Origin of the sequence: Pseudoalteromonas caenipelagi (assembly GCF_013140855.1) — a bacterium.
In the GTDB taxonomy this organism is placed as follows: domain Bacteria; phylum Pseudomonadota; class Gammaproteobacteria; order Enterobacterales; family Alteromonadaceae; genus Pseudoalteromonas; species Pseudoalteromonas caenipelagi.
In genome coordinates this window covers 1-19,801 of the sequence record NZ_JABBPG010000015.1, presented here as the reverse complement: position 1 = coordinate 19,801, position 19,801 = coordinate 1, and the positions used below count along the sequence as shown (strand labels likewise).

Below are 19,801 nucleotides of genomic sequence, written 5' to 3'. Positions count from 1 at the left end.
CTATTAATGCAAGCCAAGTATTTGCTTAGCTTGGTTTAAATCAAACTGTTTATCATCTATCTTCAGATAGCTGCGATTTTCTTCACTAACGACTATCGCTTCGATCACACCGGGTAAAGCAACCAATTTATCGGCCAATGCTTCTGCTTGCTGTGGGTCAGACAGCTCAGTGATTAGGCTGATAACCTTGCTTTTCGGTGGGATCTGCATTCGCCATGCAATAAATAACCATATTACCCCAACACAGGCCACTGCCGCAAACACTGCGTTCGCTTCACTGTATTGAGCAATATAACCTCCTAAAATTCCGCCTAAAAACGCACCAAAAAATTGCCCTGATGAAAAAATCCCCATCGCAGAGCCTTTTTGTGATGCTGGCGCAATACGTGATACCAACGCAGGCATTGTCGCTTCTAAGAAGTTAAACGCAATAAAGTACAACAGCATACAAACAGCAATGCCCAGCACTGAATTAGCCCATAACATGAGGCCAAATGTGCTTACAACAAGTAAAGCGATTGCTGCCAAAAAGGTTTCGCGTTCTTTTTGCTTTTTAATTGCCACGATCATCAAAGGTGCCATTAATACAAATGCGAGTAATAACACGGGAATATATAGCTTCCAGTGCGTATCTGCCGTTAAGCCATCAGCAATGAGTTGCCCCGGCAATACCACAAACATAGTAGTCAGTGATAAATGCAATAACATAACGCCCATGTCTAGGCGTAGTAGTTGAGGATGGCGACTTAGTTTACGAATATCTCTAAACGTGGCAATGGTGTCTCCTTTTGGCGCTTTGTTAACCGCACTTGGCACCACAAAAAGAATAATAACGATACCGCATAATGCCAGGATTGCCGTTAACCAAAAGACGCCTGAAATACCGAATGCAGCTGCAACCATAGGCCCAAGTAACATCGCAAAAGCAAAGCTCAAGCCGATACACATGCCAATTACAGCCATGACCTTTGGTCGCTGTTCATCTCGACTAAGATCAGCGGCAAGCGCTAGTAGCGCACTGGCAATCGCGCCCATTCCCTGTAAAGCTCGACCTACGGTAACCCAATAAATAGAGTCAGCGAGCGCAGCGATAACGGAGCCAACTGCAAAAATCACCAGACCAACAATAATGATAGGCTTACGCCCAAACTTATCAGATAACCATCCCATAGGAATTTGTAATAGCGCTTGCGTTAAGCCATATGCACCAATCGCCAATCCAATCCACATGGGAGAAACATGCTCGAGCGATTGGCCATAAATAGCCAACACAGGCATAAGCATAAAAAGTCCTAGCATACGAAATGCAAAGACACTGGCAAGTGACAACGCTGCGCGTTTTTCGAGAAGATTTAATGATTGATTAGACATAATACCTGTTTGTTTAGCCTACTTAAGCGCGCCACAGTCTACCAAAAAACTCAGTCTAACTTATACTTTTTTAAAATTTGCTCAAATTTTCCTGCATCTTTAAGGCGCTCAAAAGCGCTCGATAACTTGTCAATTATCGCTCTACTCACACTCTTTTTGCTTAAAGCAATATAAACGGGCTCAACATTGATGATAAAAGGCGCTATTTCGATTTCAATAAAGTCAGGGTTGTACTCTCTTTGATAAACAATATTATATTTTTCTTCCAAGAATCCAGAGATCCGTCCATGGCGTAGCAAATTTAATTTTAATTGATTGTCAGGTACGTAAATAAACTTGTCTTCAGAATCGATTTCCTTTTTCATCCGCGCCTCAAAAGCTTCTCCATAATAAGCCCCTCGTTGAATGGCGACGGGTTTAGGTAATGAAAAAAGCGCTTCAAGAGACTGCACAAAAAAAGGCCTTGTGACATTAGTTGCAAAGACAATATTTTCCTCTCGCTGAGGTCCGATAAAATAGGCAAAGCGCATTCTTTGTGCGGTTTTTGAGACACTGAGCATTAAATCGATGTCGCCCAGCTCGAGCATTTTTAATGCTCTACCCCAAGGTAAGCTGACAAATCGGTAACTACACCCAGCTTCGTCGAGTAAAGCCTTCGCAAAATCCACATCCAAACCATGCCAACGCATTTGCTCATGTTGTAAAGATTGGGCCGAATAATTTTCAAAGCGCACAATGAGCTCACAATTATTCGACGTTGCAATGGCTAAATTACTTACTATTAGTAATAGTAGTCCTATACATGGCCGTATCACACGCACCTGCACACTTGTTCAGTAATTGATCCTAAAGCCTAGTTTAGTTCGTTTAGCAAAGATACGTTAATTTTTGGCAAAGTATGCGATACTGTTGCGCTAACAATCGTTGCCACTCAACTTGTAATTAGGTCAAAATGGATAAAATAGAAGTCAGGGGCGCTCGAACGCACAACCTTAAAGACATTTCGCTGAGCATACCTCGTGATAAGCTAATCGTGATCACTGGTCTGTCGGGCTCAGGAAAATCATCACTCGCATTTGATACGCTCTACGCTGAAGGTCAAAGAAGATATGTTGAGTCGCTTTCAGCTTACGCTCGACAGTTTTTATCGTTAATGGAAAAGCCTGATGTCGATCATATCGAAGGTTTATCTCCGGCCATCTCTATCGAGCAAAAGTCAACTTCACATAACCCTCGTTCTACCGTTGGCACAATCACTGAAATCTATGACTATCTGCGACTTCTATTTGCCAGAGTTGGCGAGCCTCGGTGTCCAACACATGACCTCCCCTTAGCAGCACAAACTATCAGCCAGATGGTCGATTCAGTGCTAGAGCAACCTGAGGGCAGCAAATTAATGCTGTTAGCACCTGTTGTTAAAAACCGTAAAGGTGAGCACGTAAAGCTTCTAGAGCAGCTGTCAAGCCAAGGTTATATACGAGCACGTATTGATGGTGAAGTGTGTGACCTATCCGATCCTCCAACACTTGAGTTACATAAAAAGCATACTATCGAAGTAGTTGTTGATCGATTTAAAGTGAAAGACGGACTGCAACAACGTCTAGCTGAGTCATTTGAAACAGCCCTTGAGTTGTCATCTGGCATTGCCGTGATCGCCAATATGGATGACGCCAAAACACAGGAGTTAATCTTCTCGGCCAACTTTGCTTGTCCAACTTGTGGCTATGCCATGACTGAGTTAGAGCCTCGACTATTCTCATTCAACAACCCTGCTGGCGCTTGTCAAAGTTGCGATGGATTAGGCGTTCGCCAGTATTTTGACCCTAATAGAGTGGTACAAAACCCAGAACTCAGTTTAAGTGGTGGCGCAATCAAAGGCTGGGATAAGCGTAGCTTTTATTACTATCAAATGCTTCAAGCCGTTGCCGAGCACTATCAATTTGATTTGGAAGTCCCTTTTCAGGCACTTCCCGATGAAGCTAAAAGAGTTATCTTAGAAGGTTCTGGAAAGACAAAAATTGCATTTAATTATCGCAATGACCGTGGCGATTTGATCACTCGAAATCACGAGTTTGAAGGCGTGCTTAATAATATGAACCGCCGCTATCGTGAAACAGAATCAAGCTCGGTGAGAGAAGAATTAAGTAAGTATCAAACTAGCCAAGCATGCCCTAGTTGTCATGGCTCGCGATTACGTGAAGAGGCGCGTAATGTGTTTATCGGCCAAACCACGTTGCCCGATGTAACAACCATGAGTATTGGCGACGCAATGAACTTTTTTGATACGCTAACTTTGCAAGGCCAAAAAGCCCAGATCGCCGAAAAAATCCTCAAAGAAATTCGTGACCGCCTGTCATTTTTAATCAACGTAGGCCTGAACTATTTATCTCTAGAACGCAGTGCCGACACCCTATCAGGTGGAGAAGCACAGCGGATCCGCTTAGCCAGTCAAATTGGCGCAGGTCTTGTTGGGGTTATGTACGTACTTGATGAGCCCTCTATTGGTTTGCATCAACGAGATAACGACCGATTGCTCAGCACGCTCACCCACTTACGTGATTTAGGTAATACGGTTATTGTTGTAGAGCATGATGAAGATGCAATCCGTGCCGCTGATCATATTATCGACATTGGCCCTGGCGCTGGCGTGCACGGTGGCTACGTGGTCGCGCAAGGTAGTCGAGACGACATAGTAAATAATCCAAACTCATTGACAGGCCAATATCTCAGTGGTGCTAAAGCAATTGAAGTGCCTAAAAAACGCCACCAAATCAATGATAAGTGGCTAGAATTATTTGGTGCCTCAGGGAACAATTTAAAAAATGTCGACTTGCGAATACCATTTGGCTTAATGACCTGTATTACTGGGGTTTCTGGGTCTGGAAAATCGACGTTGATTAATGATACTTTATTTAAACTAGCGCACACTGAGCTCAATGGCGCTACGACAGCAGAGGCTGCACCGCACAAGTCTATATCAGGCCTTGAACACTTCGATAAAGTAATTGATATCGACCAGAGCCCAATTGGCCGTACTCCGCGTTCAAACCCAGCAACATATACTGGTATTTTCACTGCCATTCGTGAGCTGTTTGCAGGCACACAAGAAGCGCGTTCCAGAGGCTATAAAGTCGGCCGCTTTAGCTTCAATGTTAAAGGGGGAAGGTGTGAAGCCTGTCAAGGTGATGGTGTTATAAAAGTTGAAATGCACTTTTTACCGGACGTGTATGTGCCCTGCGACATTTGTGCTGGTAAGCGCTATAACCGAGAAACTTTGGAAGTACTTTACAAAGGTAAGAACATCCACGAAGTGCTGGAAATGACCGTAGAGGATGCGCAACAGTTTTTCGATAAGATCCCCGCGATCAACCGAAAGCTAACAACTTTAATGGATGTTGGCCTATCATACATTCGTCTTGGACAAGCAGCGACAACACTCTCTGGTGGTGAAGCTCAGCGCGTTAAATTAGCCCGAGAGCTATCTAAACGTGATACAGGAAAAACCCTATACATTTTAGATGAACCCACTACCGGTCTACATTTTCACGATATTCAACAACTTCTTGTTGTACTGCATCGTTTGCGTGATCACGGCAATACCGTTGTGGTGATTGAACACAACCTTGATGTGATAAAAACCGCAGATTGGATTGTCGACTTAGGCCCAGAAGGCGGGGCTGGTGGCGGACAAATCCTTATTGCTGGCACACCTGAAGACGTCGCACAATGTAGCGCGTCACACACAGGAAAATATCTGAAACCTTTACTTTAACTATTGAAGGGATGTAGTTTAACTACATCCCTTTATCTTCCGTCCATAACAATGATAAAAAAGCTACCTTACTATCAATCTTTAACAGATAAGCTAAAACACTATCAACAACGTTTGACGTCATTTTGGTGTTCTTTGAACTTAGCTCAAAAGTGTTATTTACTTGCCATTGTTGTCAGTATTTTATATCTGCATGAAGGTATACCAAATAACACTTTCACTGTGCCTATCACCGTTTTGGTTTTGATTGCCATATTAAGCGAATTTTGGCCAAAGTTTATTAAGATTTGGGACAGCTTGCCCGGCAAAGCCATTATTTTGCTTTTTTATGCCTTCGTTGCCAATTACGCTTTAGTACAAGCTTCTGGCCAAGTGAATGGTATTACAGGTGTCAGTGCAGATAATTTACCTTATACACATAACTTTGCAGTCCTACTATCAATACCCGTTTGGTTCTTTATTACCAGCTTAGTGGTATTGCTTATCATCCAATTTGCTATTCCTCTCTACCTGCTGGCATTGCTTGTGCTCAGACCTTTTGGTTTACACGCTTTGTGGCACCCACCAGGCTATCGCTTTCCAATTACTACAGGCCTAGTTCGTTTTGGTGCAGGCTTATATTTGCTTATCCAATTAGCCTCATTAGCGACCTATACTGGTGCACTCAATGATGTCAGCACAACAACAACTGGTATTATTAGCGACCTTGACGATGGCTTGAACCTTAAAATAGAAACAACCCCAAAAGAGCAGGTACCATCAGCCGTACAAAACGATCCCAGTCTTGCGCAATCAATGGCAGAGCTTAATGAGGTAGGAGAAAAGTTTAAGCGAAGGGCGACAAGTTATGAAAACAAAGTGACTCAGATCTTAGAAAACTTCATTTTCAATAACGAAGCCGATAGTAAATCACGCTGCGAGCATACCGCGGGTAGCCGAGTTATTGAGCTCAATGACTTTGAAGTACTTGAAATTGTAAAACATGATACGGCTGACAATACATACTACACCTACCAAGTTAAGCCCTGTATCTCAGCCGCAATTGGTCATCAATTTCGAGTAAACACTACACCATAAATGTTGTTAGCTGCGCGCGTTCATCCTCTGAGAGTGATTGCGCGCCTTTTGCTGCAAAGTCATATCTAACCATCACCGTTTTACCTTCTGCACAACACTGACCATGCTGCCACGCTTGCTGTAATATAACGAATGAACTGCTACCGATATGCTCTATGGCCGTTTTTATTTCAACTTCTTGCCCATAAAATAGCTCACCTTTAAAAACAACTTCTACCTTTGCCACAATCAACTTCCATTGATGTGGATTAAGATCTGGTGTGAATATTTTAAAAATAGGCACTCTGGCGGCTTCAAACCATACGGGTAGTACGGTATTGTTTATATGACCAAGAACATCGGTTTCGCTAAATCGCGGCATCAGTTTTTCAGACAACATAATAATTCCAATAACTGTAGGTAAAATAATGACAGATTTTATACGCGTTTATGACAACGCGCTAAGCGCTGAGTTTTGTGACCAATTTATCGACCTATTTGAACAAAGCCCACATTTAAAACAAGGGATCACCTCTGGCGGCGTCGACCTTAGCAAAAAAATTAGCCAAGATCTGTATTTAAACTCGCATCAAGAATATGCCCAACCTCTGCAACATATACAACAAGTGACAGCTCAGCATGTATTTAAATATATAGAGGAGCACTTATTTATGATCATCGGAGCATTTGGGCTGAAGGTATACCATCCTAAGACAGGTGAGCCTGTTGATGTTACCTTCGATAACTTTGAAGAAGTAGGGAAACCGCAACTTCCGTTGCTTACCCAACAACTATTTCGTTTAGGAAACATACAGGCACAAAAATACGAAATTAATAAAGGAGGTTATCCATATTGGCACAGCGAGGTCTATCCACAGCAAAGCCATAACGAAGCTTTGCACCGCGTATTATTATTTATGTTCTACCTTAATGATGTTGATGAAGGTGGCGAAACTGAGTTTTATTATCAACAGAAAAAAATCGCTCCGAAAAAAGGCACCATGGTTATTGCACCAGGTTATTTTACCCATACGCATCGTGGTAATAAGCCCATATCGAATGACAAGTATATCTTAACATCATGGGTACTATTTAATCGCGCAGAGCAGATCTATGGGGCGCCAACCAGCTAATGTATGTTGTGGCATCAACTTCGATTTGTGAATTGATGCCACGCTAGCAATAACTCCATAAAATCTTCATAGCCACAGCCACTTGCAAGGCCATGCTCATCGAGCTCCAACGCATCATCCGCATACTTACTTATATCATCCGATTGATGAAACAATGCGTGTGATTCAAAGAGTGCTTCTTCATGTGACAAAGTAAGTCGGATCTCTTTACCGTCAACAACCATTACTTGCTTGCTAATAGGTAAATCATTTGCGGTTTCAAGCAATATAGCGACCTGCTCAAAAGGCAGCTCCTCATTTAACCAGCGCCCCACCAGCATGTGCTCATCACTCATTTTAACTCTAAAACCCATAATAGGATCTTTGATAAATTGATATTCCAAAATACGACTCAAACTAACTATGCCATACAGCTATTATACGCTGTTCCCCTTGATACATGCCATGTAAACTAAGACAATGCGTCGGTTTTCAACTAATGAGCATCAACATGACTGCACTGTCCATTTTGTTTCCTATAATATTTGTGGTTTTGGCTGGCTACGGTTGTGCAAAACTCAATATATTTAGTACATCGGCACTAGATGGACTCAGGCTGTTTATATTTAACCTTGCAATACCCGTCTTTCTATTTATTAGTATGTATCGAGCCGATCTCAGTCATGCATTATCAAGCTCGGTGATGTTAAGTTTTTACCTACCAGTGCTCACTGTCTATTTATTCTGTTTTGCCGCGTTAACGCTTGTTATGAAAAAAAACACTGCAGATAGTGCAGTCTTATCATTAGCAAGTACTTACTCAAACACTATCCTCGTTGGCTTACCAATCATTATTGCAAGTTTAGGGCCTGAGTATGGAGCGATGGTGTTTGTGATAATCACATTCCACAGTGCATTGTTGTTTGGCTGTACTTTTCTACTCGCAAGCGCCTTTCAAGGACGTTTTGTCACGGCATTTAAACCATTGCTAATTAACCCAATCGTAGTGAGTATAAGCGCCGGTTTACTGTGTAATTACGTGAACCTCAAACTCCCACAAGCACTGCAAGAGGGGCTACTTTTATTAGCTGAACCGGCAATAGCTGGGGCATTACTTGCTTTGGGAGCAAGCTTGAACAATTACTCATTGAAGGGGGCTTGGCGAGGCGCTTTATGCGTTAGTGTGATTAAATTAATTGTGCTACCAAGTGCGGTATTTGCACTCGCGAAGTGGGGAATGCAGTTACCAACTAAACAAGTTGCAGTACTCACTTTGATGAGTGCATCGCCTCTTGGGGTAAATGCATATTTAGTTGCTCGCCAACTACAATGCCAGCAATCGGTGCTGGCAAGTAGTGTGGTTTTATCAACTTTATTAAGCGTGTTAACGCTCGCTTTGTGGTTAACGGCGCTCGTAACCTGAGTAGTTCGTATATCGAGCCGCATCGATAATAGACCATAGATGTACTACCGCACCAATGACTGGGGGCACAACTAAAAACCATAGTGCATATCCACCAAATACAACGATTGCAAAAATCAGCGCTGCTAAAATGCGTCCTTGTACTAATTGCCCTAATCCAGGGAAAAAGATATTACAAATTGCCGCTATTACGTTACCACCTGAACCTTGTCCTGCCATGGTATCCTCTCTTTTTATCTACTAATTTATGTATCTATTTAGTCTAATACACTTATCGTGCCAACTTAAATTTCTTTTAAAACAATAACTAACAAAAAGCTTTATATTTCGTTTGTTTGTAAAGTTAGCCTAAAAGGCTAACTTTTGGCGTAAATGTTAGCTATTATTGTGCAAAAAATAATATCAGGATGATCTATGCTATACCGTGTCACTCGCCCAATCAGTAACTTAGTAGAGCGCTACCTACCCGACCCATATATTTTTGTTTTATTGCTGACGCTTATCGTACTCGCTTTAGCTAGCCTCGTCACGCCATTCTCTCCAATACAAGCTGTTACCGCGTGGGGCCAAGGCTTTTGGAAGCTGCTTACTTTTGCAATGCAAATGCTCATGATTTTACTTGCAGGGTATATGCTAGCCAGTACGCCAATATGTATTAAGGCTCTCGATAAGCTAGCAAAACAGGCAAAAAAACCTGTGCTTGCCATTATCATGGTTACCTTAGTAGCTATGCTCGCCAGCTGGATTAATTGGGGATTTGGCTTAGTCATCGGCGCTTTGTTTGCTAAAGCTTTGGCTAAGCAAGTGGCAGTAGATTACAGAGTTTTAGTTGCTAGTGCCTATTCCGGTTTTATCGTATGGCATGGCGGCTTATCAGGCTCAGTACCATTAACGATAGCCAGTGAAGGACATTTTGTATCTTCAAGCATTGGCGTTATAGCAACTCAAGAAACTTTGTTTTCACAATTTAATCTACTCATATTATTACTTTTATTTATTTTATTGCCGTTAGTTAATGCGCTGCTGCTACCACCCAAAAATCAGCAAATACTGATTGATAAAAGCAAACTAGAAGAACATATTGAACAAAAAAAAGTAGATGAAAGGACGCTGACTCCTGCACAAAAGCTTGAGCATAGTAAATTACTCGGTACATTGATTGGTTTATTAGGCTGTAGTTATTTAGTGCATTATTTTGTTTTTGCTGATGGAACGCTCAATCTTAATAGTGTCATCGCGATCTTCTTATTCCTAGCCATTTTACTACATCAAACTCCGGCCCGTTTACTTGCCAGCTTGCATCAAGCTATTACAGGAGGCGCAGGGATTGTTATACAGTTTCCCTTTTATGCTGGGATCATGGCCGTAATGGTTGAATCAGGGCTTGCACAACAAATTTCATCTGCGTTTGTATCTATCAGTAACGCTGAAACTCTACCTTTTTGGAGCTTTTTAAGTGCAGGCTTAGTGAATGTTTTTGTGCCATCTGGCGGTGGACAGTGGGCTGTACAAGCCCCTATTGTGATACCTGCAGCGCAAATGCTAGAAGCTGACATTGCTAGAGTCGCTATGGCGGTCGCTTGGGGAGACGCTTGGACCAACTTAATTCAACCATTTTGGGCTCTCCCCGTGCTCGCGATAGCAGGATTAAAAGCTAAAGATATAATGGGGTTTTGCCTCATCCAACTTATTTTCAGCGGTGTGATCATTGCAGCTATGCTCACTTGGGCATAGCTGCTATTTTTAACTAGCTGGAAAGCACCTTCATCGGCAGGCTCAAAATCACATTCTCTGAGTCTGCAAAATGCATCATCACCGCAATGTGTCCTGCGACAACAAGGATATACATAACTGCAGAAAACACTTGCCCATACCTATCCAAAGGTAGCAAATGAGAAGCATGTCGGGCACGCCATTCAAACAATATCTCAAGACTACCTACAAATAAAAAGAACACCAGCAGCATTAGACCAAATGTATAACTGAGCCACAAACCAAACCCCACACCGGCCATACAAACCAATAATCCTACCCATGAGCGCATAGAAAAACTGATGCTCTTCAACACGTGGCCACCGTCAAGTGGTAAAATCGGCAATAGATTAAATAGATTGAGTAACGCGCTAAGCACCGCAACTGCAGCAAAAATCTCTAGCTCAGTTGCATAGTACAATACAACCCCAAATACCGACGTGATCAAGCCAAAAGCAGGACCCATTAAAGAGATCACGACATCTTGCCACCTCGTTGTGATCTTATCGTCGCTCACCGCTAAACCACCTACAAATGGAATAAGATAGATGCCTTTGGTTTTTATTTTAAAGTACTGCATCGCACGCACATGACCATATTCATGCACAACTAAGCAAGCTACCAACATAAGTGCAAACTGCCATGAAAATAGCCACGCATAACCTGCAATTGATGCCCCAGCCAAAGCAGCTTTAATAACGTTTGCACTTTTTACTAACTTAAAACCCAGCGCAGCAAGTCCTATAAAATTCTTTTTGCGTTCTGTCGGTGTAGTTGGTAACTCAAGCCATTGCCACTGTTGGCCATCAACAGAGATACCCAACTGCTGCTGAGCTAATTGTGTAACATCAAACTGTAGTTCACCCTGAGTAATGCGCGATTTCACAACACCTTGTGAATGCACTTCGATAGGCAGAGCCTGTTGCTCACAAAATACCTGCATTAACTGTGCGTTACTCACTAGTACAGAGAAATTCTGGTCTAAAATAGTAAATTCGATTCTGGTCATAATTTCAAAGAGATACCTGTTTTCTGCATTATCCCAGCTAAAATGCAAAGTGACAAACACGACATTTAGCTATGGCGTTTCTATACATTTGAACACCGTGTACTAAACTGATGTGAGGGTGTGTGTTGAATAAAGGATCATGAATATGAATGCAACGACTCGGCAGGTAATGGTTGTAGATGACTCTCAAGCCATTCTTATGGTCATGCAAGCTATGCTGACAGAGTTAGGCGTGAATGAAATTACTACTTGCACTAGTGCTACCGTAGCGCTTGAAAAAATAGCGCAAGCACCACGTCGTTATGATGCAATATTTACTGATTTAAATATGCCCGAAATGGATGGTATGGAGCTTATTCGCCAGCTTGGTGACATAAAATATCCCGGCGGAGTAATCATCATTTCGGACATGGACACAAAAATAATTGATCTTGCTTCAAATCTAGCGCGTCAGTCTAATGCCCACCTCATTGGTAATATATCCAAACCCGTGCAATTAAAAGAGGTGGATAGGTTGCTGAAAAAACTTGAATCATTTATCGCACCAGAGAAGCGACATATCGAGCCCATTACGCAATCAGAACTTCTGCACGCTATCAGTCACCGCCAGATCACACCTTATTATCAACCTAAGGTAAACCGAGCAACCAAATCAATCGAAAGTGTTGAGGTACTGGCGCGTATAGTGACACCTGAGCATACCCACACAATACTACCAGAGCAGTTTATTACTCTGGCGGAAGATTTAGATTTAATAAACCTGATTACTTTCCAGCTATTCGAAAAAGCGACCGAAGAATTCAGAGAGATCCGTACTGAATTGCCACACAAGGTAACATTGGCATTTAATCTCTCCCCTGTGCAATTAGATGACATTAATTGCCCAAATAAACTCGCTTTAATATTGGAGCTCAGCCGATTGAAGCCCGAAGACGTTATTTTAGAAATAACCGAACATACGCCTCTCAACAGCACCATTCAGTTAGAAACGCTTAATCGTTTGCGCATGAGAGGATTTTCTATTTCTTTAGATGACTTTGGAACGGGTTTCACTAATATCAATCAATTGAAAACACTGCCATTTACAGAAATCAAAATTGATCGCTCTTTGATCACACATATTGACTCCGACCGCTTCTCACAGGTTATCGTGGATAGCTTAATAGACATAGCCCAAAGCGAACAAATTGGTATTGTTGCAGAGGGGATTGAACGCATCGAAGAGTTGCAGTATCTGGATCGTTATAAGCACAATTTGCTTATGCAGGGCTTTTTAATAAGTCGTCCAAAAGCCAAGTCCGAATTCATTCGTTGGGTTCATTCTTGGCTTCGGATGATGAATTCGAATTCTTAACGCTCTTCGGTATCCGTTTCAATTAAGTGGCTGTGGCCATCAATGCGCTCACGCCATTTCTTTTTAGCTGCTTGCTGCATGTTAGTCGATTGCTCTCGTTCGTCGATAATATCCATCCCCATCAATGATTCGAGCATATCTTCAAGAGTTACGATACCTTGAATGTCGCCATATTCATCAATGACTAATGCAATATGAATACGTTTTTCCAACAACGTTTGAAATAAAGCTGGCGCATCAAGTGTCTCAGGTACCGTATAGAGAGGTTTAACCAACTTACTTATTTTATAGTCTTCACCAAGCCTATGATAAGCAAGCATAATATCATTTTTATGCACAAACCCTATGATGTCATCACCACTTTTATCGAAAACCAATATCCTCGAAAAAGCCACTGAGCCATGCTCTGATAAGTAGTCGTTAACCGTCATATCTTTTTGAATTTTAAAGAGTACGGTTCTTGGTGTCATTACATGCTCTAGTTTTGCATGTCGAAAACGTAGTAGGCTCCTGATAGTTTCCGTTTCTTCTTGTTGCAACGCCCCCGCCTCAGAGCCAATCTCTGCCATCGCTTCGATTTCTTGGCGAATATAATGAGCTTCATTCTCTTTTTTACCCATTACTCGAGTCAACATGTCAGAGAGCCAAACAAATGGCTTAAGTACCCGTACCAACCATATTAATGCACCTGACACCACAGGAGTCAGAGCTCTCCAGTAAGTTGCTCCTAGTGTTTTTGGAATAATTTCAGATAGCACAAGTACCAACAAGGTCATTATCGCCGATGCAATGCCTACAGCTGCATCAGAAAAAACGACAGCAGCTTGCGCCCCAACACCAGCCGCACCAGCGGTATGAGCCACGGTATTTAGCGTTAAGATTGCTGCCAAAGGCTTATCAATGCTGTCTTTTAATTGTTGAACTCTTTTAGCTAACTTGGGTTTATCTTTTTTTAATACTGCAATATAGCTTGGTGTAATACTAAGCAACACAGCTTCCATCACAGAACATAAAAATGAAATTCCAATGGCTAACACCATATATGTAACCAATAAAAACAACCTAAACTCCTTAAAACAAAAGCGATAATAGCTAATCGCAACTTTGCTGACATGGCCAATATATATGCTATATTGGGGCAAAAATTTTACCTACAATAGGCTCAAACATGATTTTACGCACTGCGGCCACTTTACTTGTTTCAACTTTAGCAATGCAACTACATGCTGCGCCATTAAGTGAACAGCAAATTCAGTTTCTTGGCCCAATACCAACGTACAACAGTATAAAACCTAACAACACAGCTCACCAAAGTAAAATAATACAAACGCTACTCCCTCGTTTGCAAAGTTCAAGTGATGCATTATCTGTGTTTGGTAACGACATCGAATGGCAAAGCTTAGCTGATATCAATGCCCTTACTTTGCCTGGTATGCAAGCGCTCAAGTTCAACTTTTCTACCACTCGCTTCGTACAAGGAAAACTCAAGATATCGGGTGTCAAAAAAGCCCATGTCTTTTTAAATGGAGCATTATTATCAGGCAATGAAAGTTATGACCTTTATGCTGCCACTGGCGACCACCAAATCATCGTTGTCACCGAACAAGTCAATAATTGGAATGACGTAAGCATTGACTATACTCCTAGCTCGGAACATGACCAGATAACGCTGCATAACAACAAGAAAATAGCACTGTCTGCGAAGCAGTTGTTTGATGCCCCAACAATCAGTGCTCTGTCAATATCGCCAAATGGTCGTTTTTATATTACCACTGAACGGCACTACTCTGATCTCAACGGCAATACGCCCGTAACAGACACCCTGCTAAAACAGCAAGATGGTACGACGATATATCGATTAGATGGTGTAACAGCTAGTAACACAGCGTGGCGCAACGATTCCAAACAGCTTGCTTATGTCCAAGACCAACAGTTGAAAGCACTAAACTTAAGCACAATGACGACTGAAGTCATTGCAGAAAAGTTAGACGGTGCAAGTGGCTTCGAATATTTTGATGATACTACCTTAATTTTTTCATGGTCTAATAGTCCGAGTGACTCTAACTCTCTAGTAAAGCATTACCAAGGGTTGGAAGATAGATGGTCATATGAACGCACCAATACTCAGATATATCTGCTTGATATTAATTCTGGTCTTATTAATGCACTGACAGAAGGAAAGTTAAGTCATCACCTCGAAGATCATGATGCACAACGCAACACTATTTTAGTTAGCCGTACTTTGCAAGATTACAAAGCCCCACCTCATATGCTCACCGAGTTATTAGAAATAGACTTAGCTGATGGCAAACAAACACAATTAGGCTCATATCGAACCTTTAACAAAGCCCGATATGCAAAAGATGGCCTTTATATCGTCGCCGGCCCCGACTTTGCAGGTGGTATTGGTAAAGCCTTACCTGATGGCATGCTCGCTAATAATTATGACGGCCAGTTATTTTGGCTAGACAAAACTGGGAAAAACCCTAAACCACTAAGCAAAAATTTTAACCCTGCTATCGGTGAGGTCAAGGTACTAAGTAATGATGATGCTGTATTACTTGTAACTGATAAAGACACTAAGCAGTTGTATTTATTCGATAAAAGCAAATCACACTTCAAGCAGATAGATACCGGCCTCGACGTTGTAGATAAATTTGACATCACTCACAGTAACAAAGCTGATTTATTAGTAGCAGGAACTCAAGCCTCCGTACCTCAACAGTTAAAGCGCATCTCAGTGAGTAACAACAAAACAAGGCTGCTTTGGGATTCGCAAAAACTGGCTTACAAAAATAGTGATATAGCAAAGTTAGAGGAGTTTAATTTTACTAATAAATCTGGTGTTGAGATAGAAGGCCGTGTCTATCTTCCTCATGATTTAGATAAAACCAAGCGCTATCCAGCTCTTGTATACTACTATGGCGGAACGTCACCGGTGTCTCGAGCTTTTACAGGCCGCTATCCCTTTAATTTGTGGGCCGCTAACGGCTACGTTGTTTATGTACTGCAACCAACAGGCGCGACAGGGTTTGGCCAAAAGTTTTCAGCTCAACACGTAAATGCTTGGGGGGAGAATACCGCGCAAGATATTATCGATGGCACCAAGGCATTTACTCAGACCTACTCATTTGTCGATCCAAAACGTATTGGTAATCTAGGCGCATCTTATGGTGGTTTTATGACAATGCTACTGGCAACCAAAACGGACATGTTCAGTGCCTCTATCGCGCATGCAGGTATTTCAAATATTACATCTTACTGGGGTCAAGGTTGGTGGGGTTATCTTTATTCTGGAGAAGCTTCTAAGAATAGCTTTCCATGGAATAACCCTACCCTTTACTCACAACATAGCCCCGTCTTTCATGCTGATAAGATAAAAACTCCATTATTATTAATTCATGGCGATGCAGATACCAATGTCCCCCCAGGAGAAAGCCATAATATGTATACCGCGTTGAAGATTCTTGGTAAAGACGTTGAGCTAATCGAATATAAAGGAGCCAATCACCAAATTTTAGCCCGAGATAGAAGGTTTCAATGGTGGGATACCATGCTAGCGTATTTTGATATGCACCTAAAAGATCAGCCTCAATGGTGGGAATATATCTATAAGAAATAGCATCAACAGAGAGAGCAATACTCTGTTGCTCTCTCTAAACAAACTTTTTAAGTTGTTTTCTAAGTCGTATCTCGCTCGCATATTTATGCAATATCCCTATCGAAGAAACAGATTCCTATATACATATTTTTTTCAATTATCTGTTTCTATCGCTTTTTATTGCAAAAAATTCACCTGAAGCTTCTCAGTGACGATTTTACAGTGCTAATATAAACGTAATTATTGAATAGATAACGAAATTATGAGTATTCAAGTATTACTGGTAGAAGACGACGAACTATTAGCCAAGCGTATTTTAAGTCATTTCGCCCAAACTGAGTTCGAAATAAAAGTTGATAGCACTGGTGCAAATGCACTTGGGTTAATTCAACAAGCTAGCAACTCCGATGCTCCAATCTCCTTGGCAATCATAGATATTGTTTTACCTGCTACAGATGGACTTGAGTTAGCTAAAGAAATCAACACCTTAACTAACATCGGTGTCATTATGCTGTCTAGCAGAGATTCACAAGCCGATCGTATTGCAGGCCTTGCACAAGGCGCCGATGACTATGTTTGCAAGCCAGTAGATTTACTTGAGCTAGAACTTAGAATGCGGGCTCTTTATAAGCGTATTTCTCAAAGTAACGAGGAAGATGAGTCAGAAGAATTTATCGAATATGCAGATTTTAAGTTACACCCAGATAATCGCACTTTGATTAATCAGAACAGTGAAGAGTCTCGTCTCACAGAAGCTGAACATAAAGTACTCATATGCTTGATTGCAAACGCAGGTAAAGCGACTTCTCGAGAGAAAATTTCTGAAGATATCGGCCAACCCGATTGGAGTCCTAATGATCGGACGGTTGATGTGCTTGTTGGTCGTTTGAGAAAAAAGCTAGGTGATGAAAAAGACCAAAAACGGATTGTTACAGTCCGAGGTAAGGGCTACATGCTTTCTACTTAATAACGTGTTAACTGGCTAATTAACCGCTCGAATGCTCGATAGCTCAACGCTTCTTGTAACGCCTTGAGGGTTATATTTGGCTCAGCACTTAAATCAGCTATTGTCCTCGCTACCTTCAAAATGCGATGGTAAGAACGTGGCGATAACTGTAGCTTATCTACAGCCTTTGCCAAGTAGTGTTTCTCTTGCAACCCTAATGCGCAATAGCAGAGCAATTCTCTATTATTCAACATTGCATTACTCTTATTCTGTCGCCGCAAAGCAATCATATATGCATGCTCAACGCGTTGTTTTATTTGTGCACTACTCTCTTCTTGATGTTCACTCTGCAATTGAGAAGTAGACAATCGCGGTAATTCTATCTGCAGATCAATTCGATCTATGAATGGACCTGATATTTTTGATAAGTACTTTAAAACCTGATCTGCTGTCGCTCGCTTATCATCGTAATTACCGGTCGGGCTTGGATTAAGTGCAGCTATTAACTGAAAACGAGCAGGAAAATCGACTTGCCGAGCTGCTCGAGATATAGTTACTTGTCCTGTTTCCATCGGCTCCCTAAGTGAATCAAGTACCTTTCTTTCAAACTCAGGTAGTTCATCTAAAAATAAAACGCCGTTATGGGCCAACGAGATTTCCCCAGGTTTAGGCTTTGATGAGCCCCCTACTAAAGCAACGGCAGAACAAGTGTGATGTGGACTTCTAAAGGGGCGCCGACACCAGTTTTGCATGTCAATATGCTGGCCAATAAGCGAATATACAGATGCTGTCTCCAACGCCGCGTCTGCAGGTAATGCCGGCATTATTGTCGGCATTCTCTGAGCTAACATTGACTTTCCTGTTCCTGGAGGCCCTAAAAACAACAAATTGTGACCACCGGCAGCCGCAATCTCAAGCACCCGTTTTGCGCTTTCTTGTCCTTTAACTTCATCCATATCGAGATATTCTACAGGCTCAATGACATCTTTTTGATAAGCTTGATTAAGCGGTAAAGATTGTTGCCCTTGCATATCTAACCAAAGCGCCTCTAAAGAAGGCACTGCCTTCCTATTGGCATTTGGTGCTAAACTCGCTAATTCGTCATTGGCAACTGGCAGATAACAGCATCGCTTTGCTTTTTCTGCAGCTAAAACACAGGGTAAAACGGCATGGACCCCTAGCACCTCACCACTGAGTGCCAGCTCTCCATAAAACTCGTAGGATGTAAGCTCTTGGCTAACTAATTGTCCAGATGCTACCAAAATACCAACGGCAATCGCTAGATCATACCTTCCCCCTTCTTTGGGTAAATCCGCTGGGGAAAGGTTGACAGTGATCCTTTGCTCTGGAAACAAAAACCGTGAATTGGTAAGCGCTGAGCGAACACGCTCTTTTGCCTCCTTTACGGAAGTCTCTGGTAAACCGACGATATGAAAAGCAGGTAAACCATTACTTAAATGCACCTCTACAGATACCTGTGGTGCATCGATCCCCACCTGAGCCCGAGTGTATATTTTGGCAAGTGACATATCCTTGTCCCTCGTATGTTAATTAATCTGCATATTTAAAAATATGTAATATCAAGTTGTAGCGCATTGCCAGTAATCTCAATGCAAGGGTTACTGCCATAGCTAACAACATCGCCGTTTCGACAGAAAATGACCAATTCAACATTTGTGTGTAAACAATACCACCAAATATACAAGTGATTGCATAAAGCTCACCTTTTAATAGCAACGGTATTTCTCTAGCAAGCACATCGCGTATCAAACCACCAAAACAAGCAGTAAGCACCCCCATAATAATCGCCGTCGTATCTGGCATTCCAATATTTAATGCTTTTTGCACGCCCATAACCGCAAAAAATGCGAGGCCAAATGCATCTGCTACTTGTAACATCTGTTTGGGGAGGCCTCTATGGCTATTTAAAAATAGGATGCAAATGAGAATAGCGCCAAATATTGCTACAAAATAACTCGTATCATGTAACCAAAAAACGGGCACATCTAAAATAATATCCCTTAGTGTACCACCGCCTATTCCAGTAACAGTCGCTAATACAACCACACCAAAACCATCCATGTGCTTACTATGAGCGATTAAAGTTCCGGATATTGCAAAAACCATTACTCCCAATAAATCAAACCAGTGGATAAGGTCCATCATGTATAAATCCTCACTATAATTTGTAGTAAGAATATTCATTTGCATTAGAAAATACGAGCCTAAGATGCAAAATCCTTTTTGAGGAATTCAGTTTAGCTAAGTGTAGAACGTGAAAAGGTTAGCGACATGAGCGAAGCTAAGGTGCAAATGTTTAATGACAGTGAGCGAAGCGAAGTCATTCCATTTGCGCAAGGTGAAATGAGCAGGTTTAGCTGCTGCTGAGGGACTTACCACCAGAC

Annotated in this window: 17 protein-coding genes; 8 read left to right on the top strand and 9 right to left on the bottom strand. The window is 41.8% G+C overall.

Annotated elements, in window-relative coordinates; genetic code table 11:
• Window positions 1-3 precede the first annotated feature (3 nt).
• On the bottom strand, window positions 4-1,371 hold the full coding sequence (locus HG263_RS21295) for an MFS transporter (protein WP_171628082.1): 1,368 nt from the start codon (window positions 1,369-1,371) through the stop codon (window positions 4-6).
• 50 nt (window positions 1,372-1,421) lie between these two features.
• Entirely contained in the window at window positions 1,422-2,105 is a 684-nt protein-coding gene (locus HG263_RS21290; protein WP_343044025.1) for a substrate-binding periplasmic protein, read from the bottom strand.
• Between the two features lie 218 nt (window positions 2,106-2,323).
• Here HG263_RS21290 and uvrA point away from each other — a divergent pair, with 218 nt between their 5' ends.
• Both uvrA and HG263_RS21280 read left to right on the top strand, forming a co-directional pair.
• Entirely contained in the window at window positions 2,324-5,143 is a 2,820-nt protein-coding gene (uvrA, locus tag HG263_RS21285; RefSeq protein WP_171628080.1) for an excinuclease ABC subunit UvrA, read from the top strand.
• A 51-nt stretch (window positions 5,144-5,194) separates the two neighbouring features.
• Window positions 5,195-6,220, top strand: coding sequence for a hypothetical protein (locus HG263_RS21280; protein ID WP_171628079.1), 1,026 nt, complete (start codon window positions 5,195-5,197; stop codon window positions 6,218-6,220).
• On the opposite strand, the gene HG263_RS21275 is transcribed toward HG263_RS21280, so the two are convergent.
• Window positions 6,210-6,599, bottom strand: coding sequence for an acyl-CoA thioesterase (locus tag HG263_RS21275; RefSeq protein WP_171628078.1), 390 nt, complete (start codon window positions 6,597-6,599; stop codon window positions 6,210-6,212). The two genes, HG263_RS21280 and HG263_RS21275, sit on opposite strands and share 11 nt — an antisense overlap.
• Before the next feature lie 28 nt (window positions 6,600-6,627).
• On the opposite strand from HG263_RS21275, the gene HG263_RS21270 reads away from it, so the two are divergent.
• Complete coding sequence (locus HG263_RS21270; protein ID WP_171628077.1) at window positions 6,628-7,332, top strand: 2OG-Fe(II) oxygenase; 705 nt, start codon at window positions 6,628-6,630, stop codon at window positions 7,330-7,332.
• Between the two features lie 14 nt (window positions 7,333-7,346).
• Here HG263_RS21270 and HG263_RS21265 read toward each other — a convergent pair whose 3' ends face one another.
• Window positions 7,347-7,727, bottom strand: coding sequence for a YacL family protein (locus HG263_RS21265; protein WP_246240057.1), 381 nt, complete (start codon window positions 7,725-7,727; stop codon window positions 7,347-7,349).
• Window positions 7,728-7,822: 95 nt separating this feature from the next.
• Between HG263_RS21265 and HG263_RS21260 the strand changes: the two genes are divergently transcribed.
• The gene (locus HG263_RS21260) at window positions 7,823-8,734 is read left to right on the top strand and encodes an AEC family transporter (RefSeq protein ID WP_171628076.1); all 912 of its coding nucleotides are present in this window, start codon (window positions 7,823-7,825) and stop codon (window positions 8,732-8,734) included.
• Here the strand turns inward: HG263_RS21260 and HG263_RS21255 are convergent.
• Complete coding sequence (locus tag HG263_RS21255; protein WP_171628075.1) at window positions 8,714-8,953, bottom strand: hypothetical protein; 240 nt, start codon at window positions 8,951-8,953, stop codon at window positions 8,714-8,716. The genes HG263_RS21260 and HG263_RS21255 overlap by 21 nt on opposite strands.
• Window positions 8,954-9,148: 195 nt before the next feature.
• Between HG263_RS21255 and HG263_RS21250 the strand changes: the two genes are divergently transcribed.
• Complete coding sequence (locus tag HG263_RS21250; RefSeq protein ID WP_171628074.1) at window positions 9,149-10,468, top strand: short-chain fatty acid transporter; 1,320 nt, start codon at window positions 9,149-9,151, stop codon at window positions 10,466-10,468.
• Between the two features lie 13 nt (window positions 10,469-10,481).
• Here HG263_RS21250 and HG263_RS21245 read toward each other — a convergent pair whose 3' ends face one another.
• The gene (locus HG263_RS21245) at window positions 10,482-11,495 is read right to left on the bottom strand and encodes a site-2 protease family protein (protein ID WP_171628073.1); all 1,014 of its coding nucleotides are present in this window, start codon (window positions 11,493-11,495) and stop codon (window positions 10,482-10,484) included.
• A 145-nt stretch (window positions 11,496-11,640) separates the two neighbouring features.
• On the opposite strand from HG263_RS21245, the gene HG263_RS21240 reads away from it, so the two are divergent.
• The gene (locus tag HG263_RS21240) at window positions 11,641-12,849 is read left to right on the top strand and encodes an EAL domain-containing response regulator (RefSeq protein WP_171628072.1); all 1,209 of its coding nucleotides are present in this window, start codon (window positions 11,641-11,643) and stop codon (window positions 12,847-12,849) included.
• Here HG263_RS21240 and HG263_RS21235 read toward each other — a convergent pair.
• Window positions 12,846-13,910, bottom strand: a complete 1,065-nt coding sequence (locus HG263_RS21235) for a hemolysin family protein (protein WP_171628071.1) — start codon at window positions 13,908-13,910, stop codon at window positions 12,846-12,848. The two genes, HG263_RS21240 and HG263_RS21235, sit on opposite strands and share 4 nt — an antisense overlap.
• A gap of 107 nt (window positions 13,911-14,017) precedes the next feature.
• Here HG263_RS21235 and HG263_RS21230 point away from each other — a divergent pair, with 107 nt between their 5' ends.
• Window positions 14,018-16,471, top strand: a complete 2,454-nt coding sequence (locus tag HG263_RS21230; protein ID WP_171628070.1) for an alpha/beta hydrolase family protein — start codon at window positions 14,018-14,020, stop codon at window positions 16,469-16,471.
• 241 nt (window positions 16,472-16,712) lie between these two features.
• Entirely contained in the window at window positions 16,713-17,417 is a 705-nt protein-coding gene (locus HG263_RS21225) for a response regulator transcription factor (RefSeq protein WP_171628069.1), read from the top strand.
• On the opposite strand, the gene HG263_RS21220 is transcribed toward HG263_RS21225, so the two are convergent.
• Together HG263_RS21220 and HG263_RS21215 are read right to left on the bottom strand one after the other, a co-directional pair.
• Window positions 17,414-18,925: a YifB family Mg chelatase-like AAA ATPase gene (locus tag HG263_RS21220; RefSeq protein WP_171628068.1), complete on the bottom strand. Its 1,512-nt coding sequence runs from the start codon at window positions 18,923-18,925 to the stop codon at window positions 17,414-17,416. The genes HG263_RS21225 and HG263_RS21220 overlap by 4 nt on opposite strands.
• A gap of 22 nt (window positions 18,926-18,947) precedes the next feature.
• Entirely contained in the window at window positions 18,948-19,562 is a 615-nt protein-coding gene (locus HG263_RS21215) for a trimeric intracellular cation channel family protein (protein ID WP_171628118.1), read from the bottom strand.
• Window positions 19,563-19,801 lie beyond the last annotated feature (239 nt).

Coding starts and splice junctions, on each gene's coding strand:
- HG263_RS21260 (WP_171628076.1), top strand. CDS start 7,823: ATGACTGCACTGTCCATTTTGTTTCCTATAATATTTGTGGTTTTGGCT.
- HG263_RS21215 (WP_171628118.1), bottom strand. CDS start 19,562: ATGATGGACCTTATCCACTGGTTTGATTTATTGGGAGTAATGGTTTTT.
- HG263_RS21270 (WP_171628077.1), top strand. CDS start 6,628: ATGACAGATTTTATACGCGTTTATGACAACGCGCTAAGCGCTGAGTTT.
- HG263_RS21220 (WP_171628068.1), bottom strand. CDS start 18,925: ATGTCACTTGCCAAAATATACACTCGGGCTCAGGTGGGGATCGATGCA.
- HG263_RS21240 (WP_171628072.1), top strand. CDS start 11,641: ATGAATGCAACGACTCGGCAGGTAATGGTTGTAGATGACTCTCAAGCC.
- HG263_RS21295 (WP_171628082.1), bottom strand. CDS start 1,371: ATGTCTAATCAATCATTAAATCTTCTCGAAAAACGCGCAGCGTTGTCA.
- HG263_RS21280 (WP_171628079.1), top strand. CDS start 5,195: ATGATAAAAAAGCTACCTTACTATCAATCTTTAACAGATAAGCTAAAA.
- HG263_RS21230 (WP_171628070.1), top strand. CDS start 14,018: ATGATTTTACGCACTGCGGCCACTTTACTTGTTTCAACTTTAGCAATG.
- HG263_RS21225 (WP_171628069.1), top strand. CDS start 16,713: ATGAGTATTCAAGTATTACTGGTAGAAGACGACGAACTATTAGCCAAG.
- uvrA (WP_171628080.1), top strand. CDS start 2,324: ATGGATAAAATAGAAGTCAGGGGCGCTCGAACGCACAACCTTAAAGAC.
- HG263_RS21245 (WP_171628073.1), bottom strand. CDS start 11,495: ATGACCAGAATCGAATTTACTATTTTAGACCAGAATTTCTCTGTACTA.
- HG263_RS21275 (WP_171628078.1), bottom strand. CDS start 6,599: ATGTTGTCTGAAAAACTGATGCCGCGATTTAGCGAAACCGATGTTCTT.
- HG263_RS21250 (WP_171628074.1), top strand. CDS start 9,149: ATGCTATACCGTGTCACTCGCCCAATCAGTAACTTAGTAGAGCGCTAC.
- HG263_RS21255 (WP_171628075.1), bottom strand. CDS start 8,953: ATGGCAGGACAAGGTTCAGGTGGTAACGTAATAGCGGCAATTTGTAAT.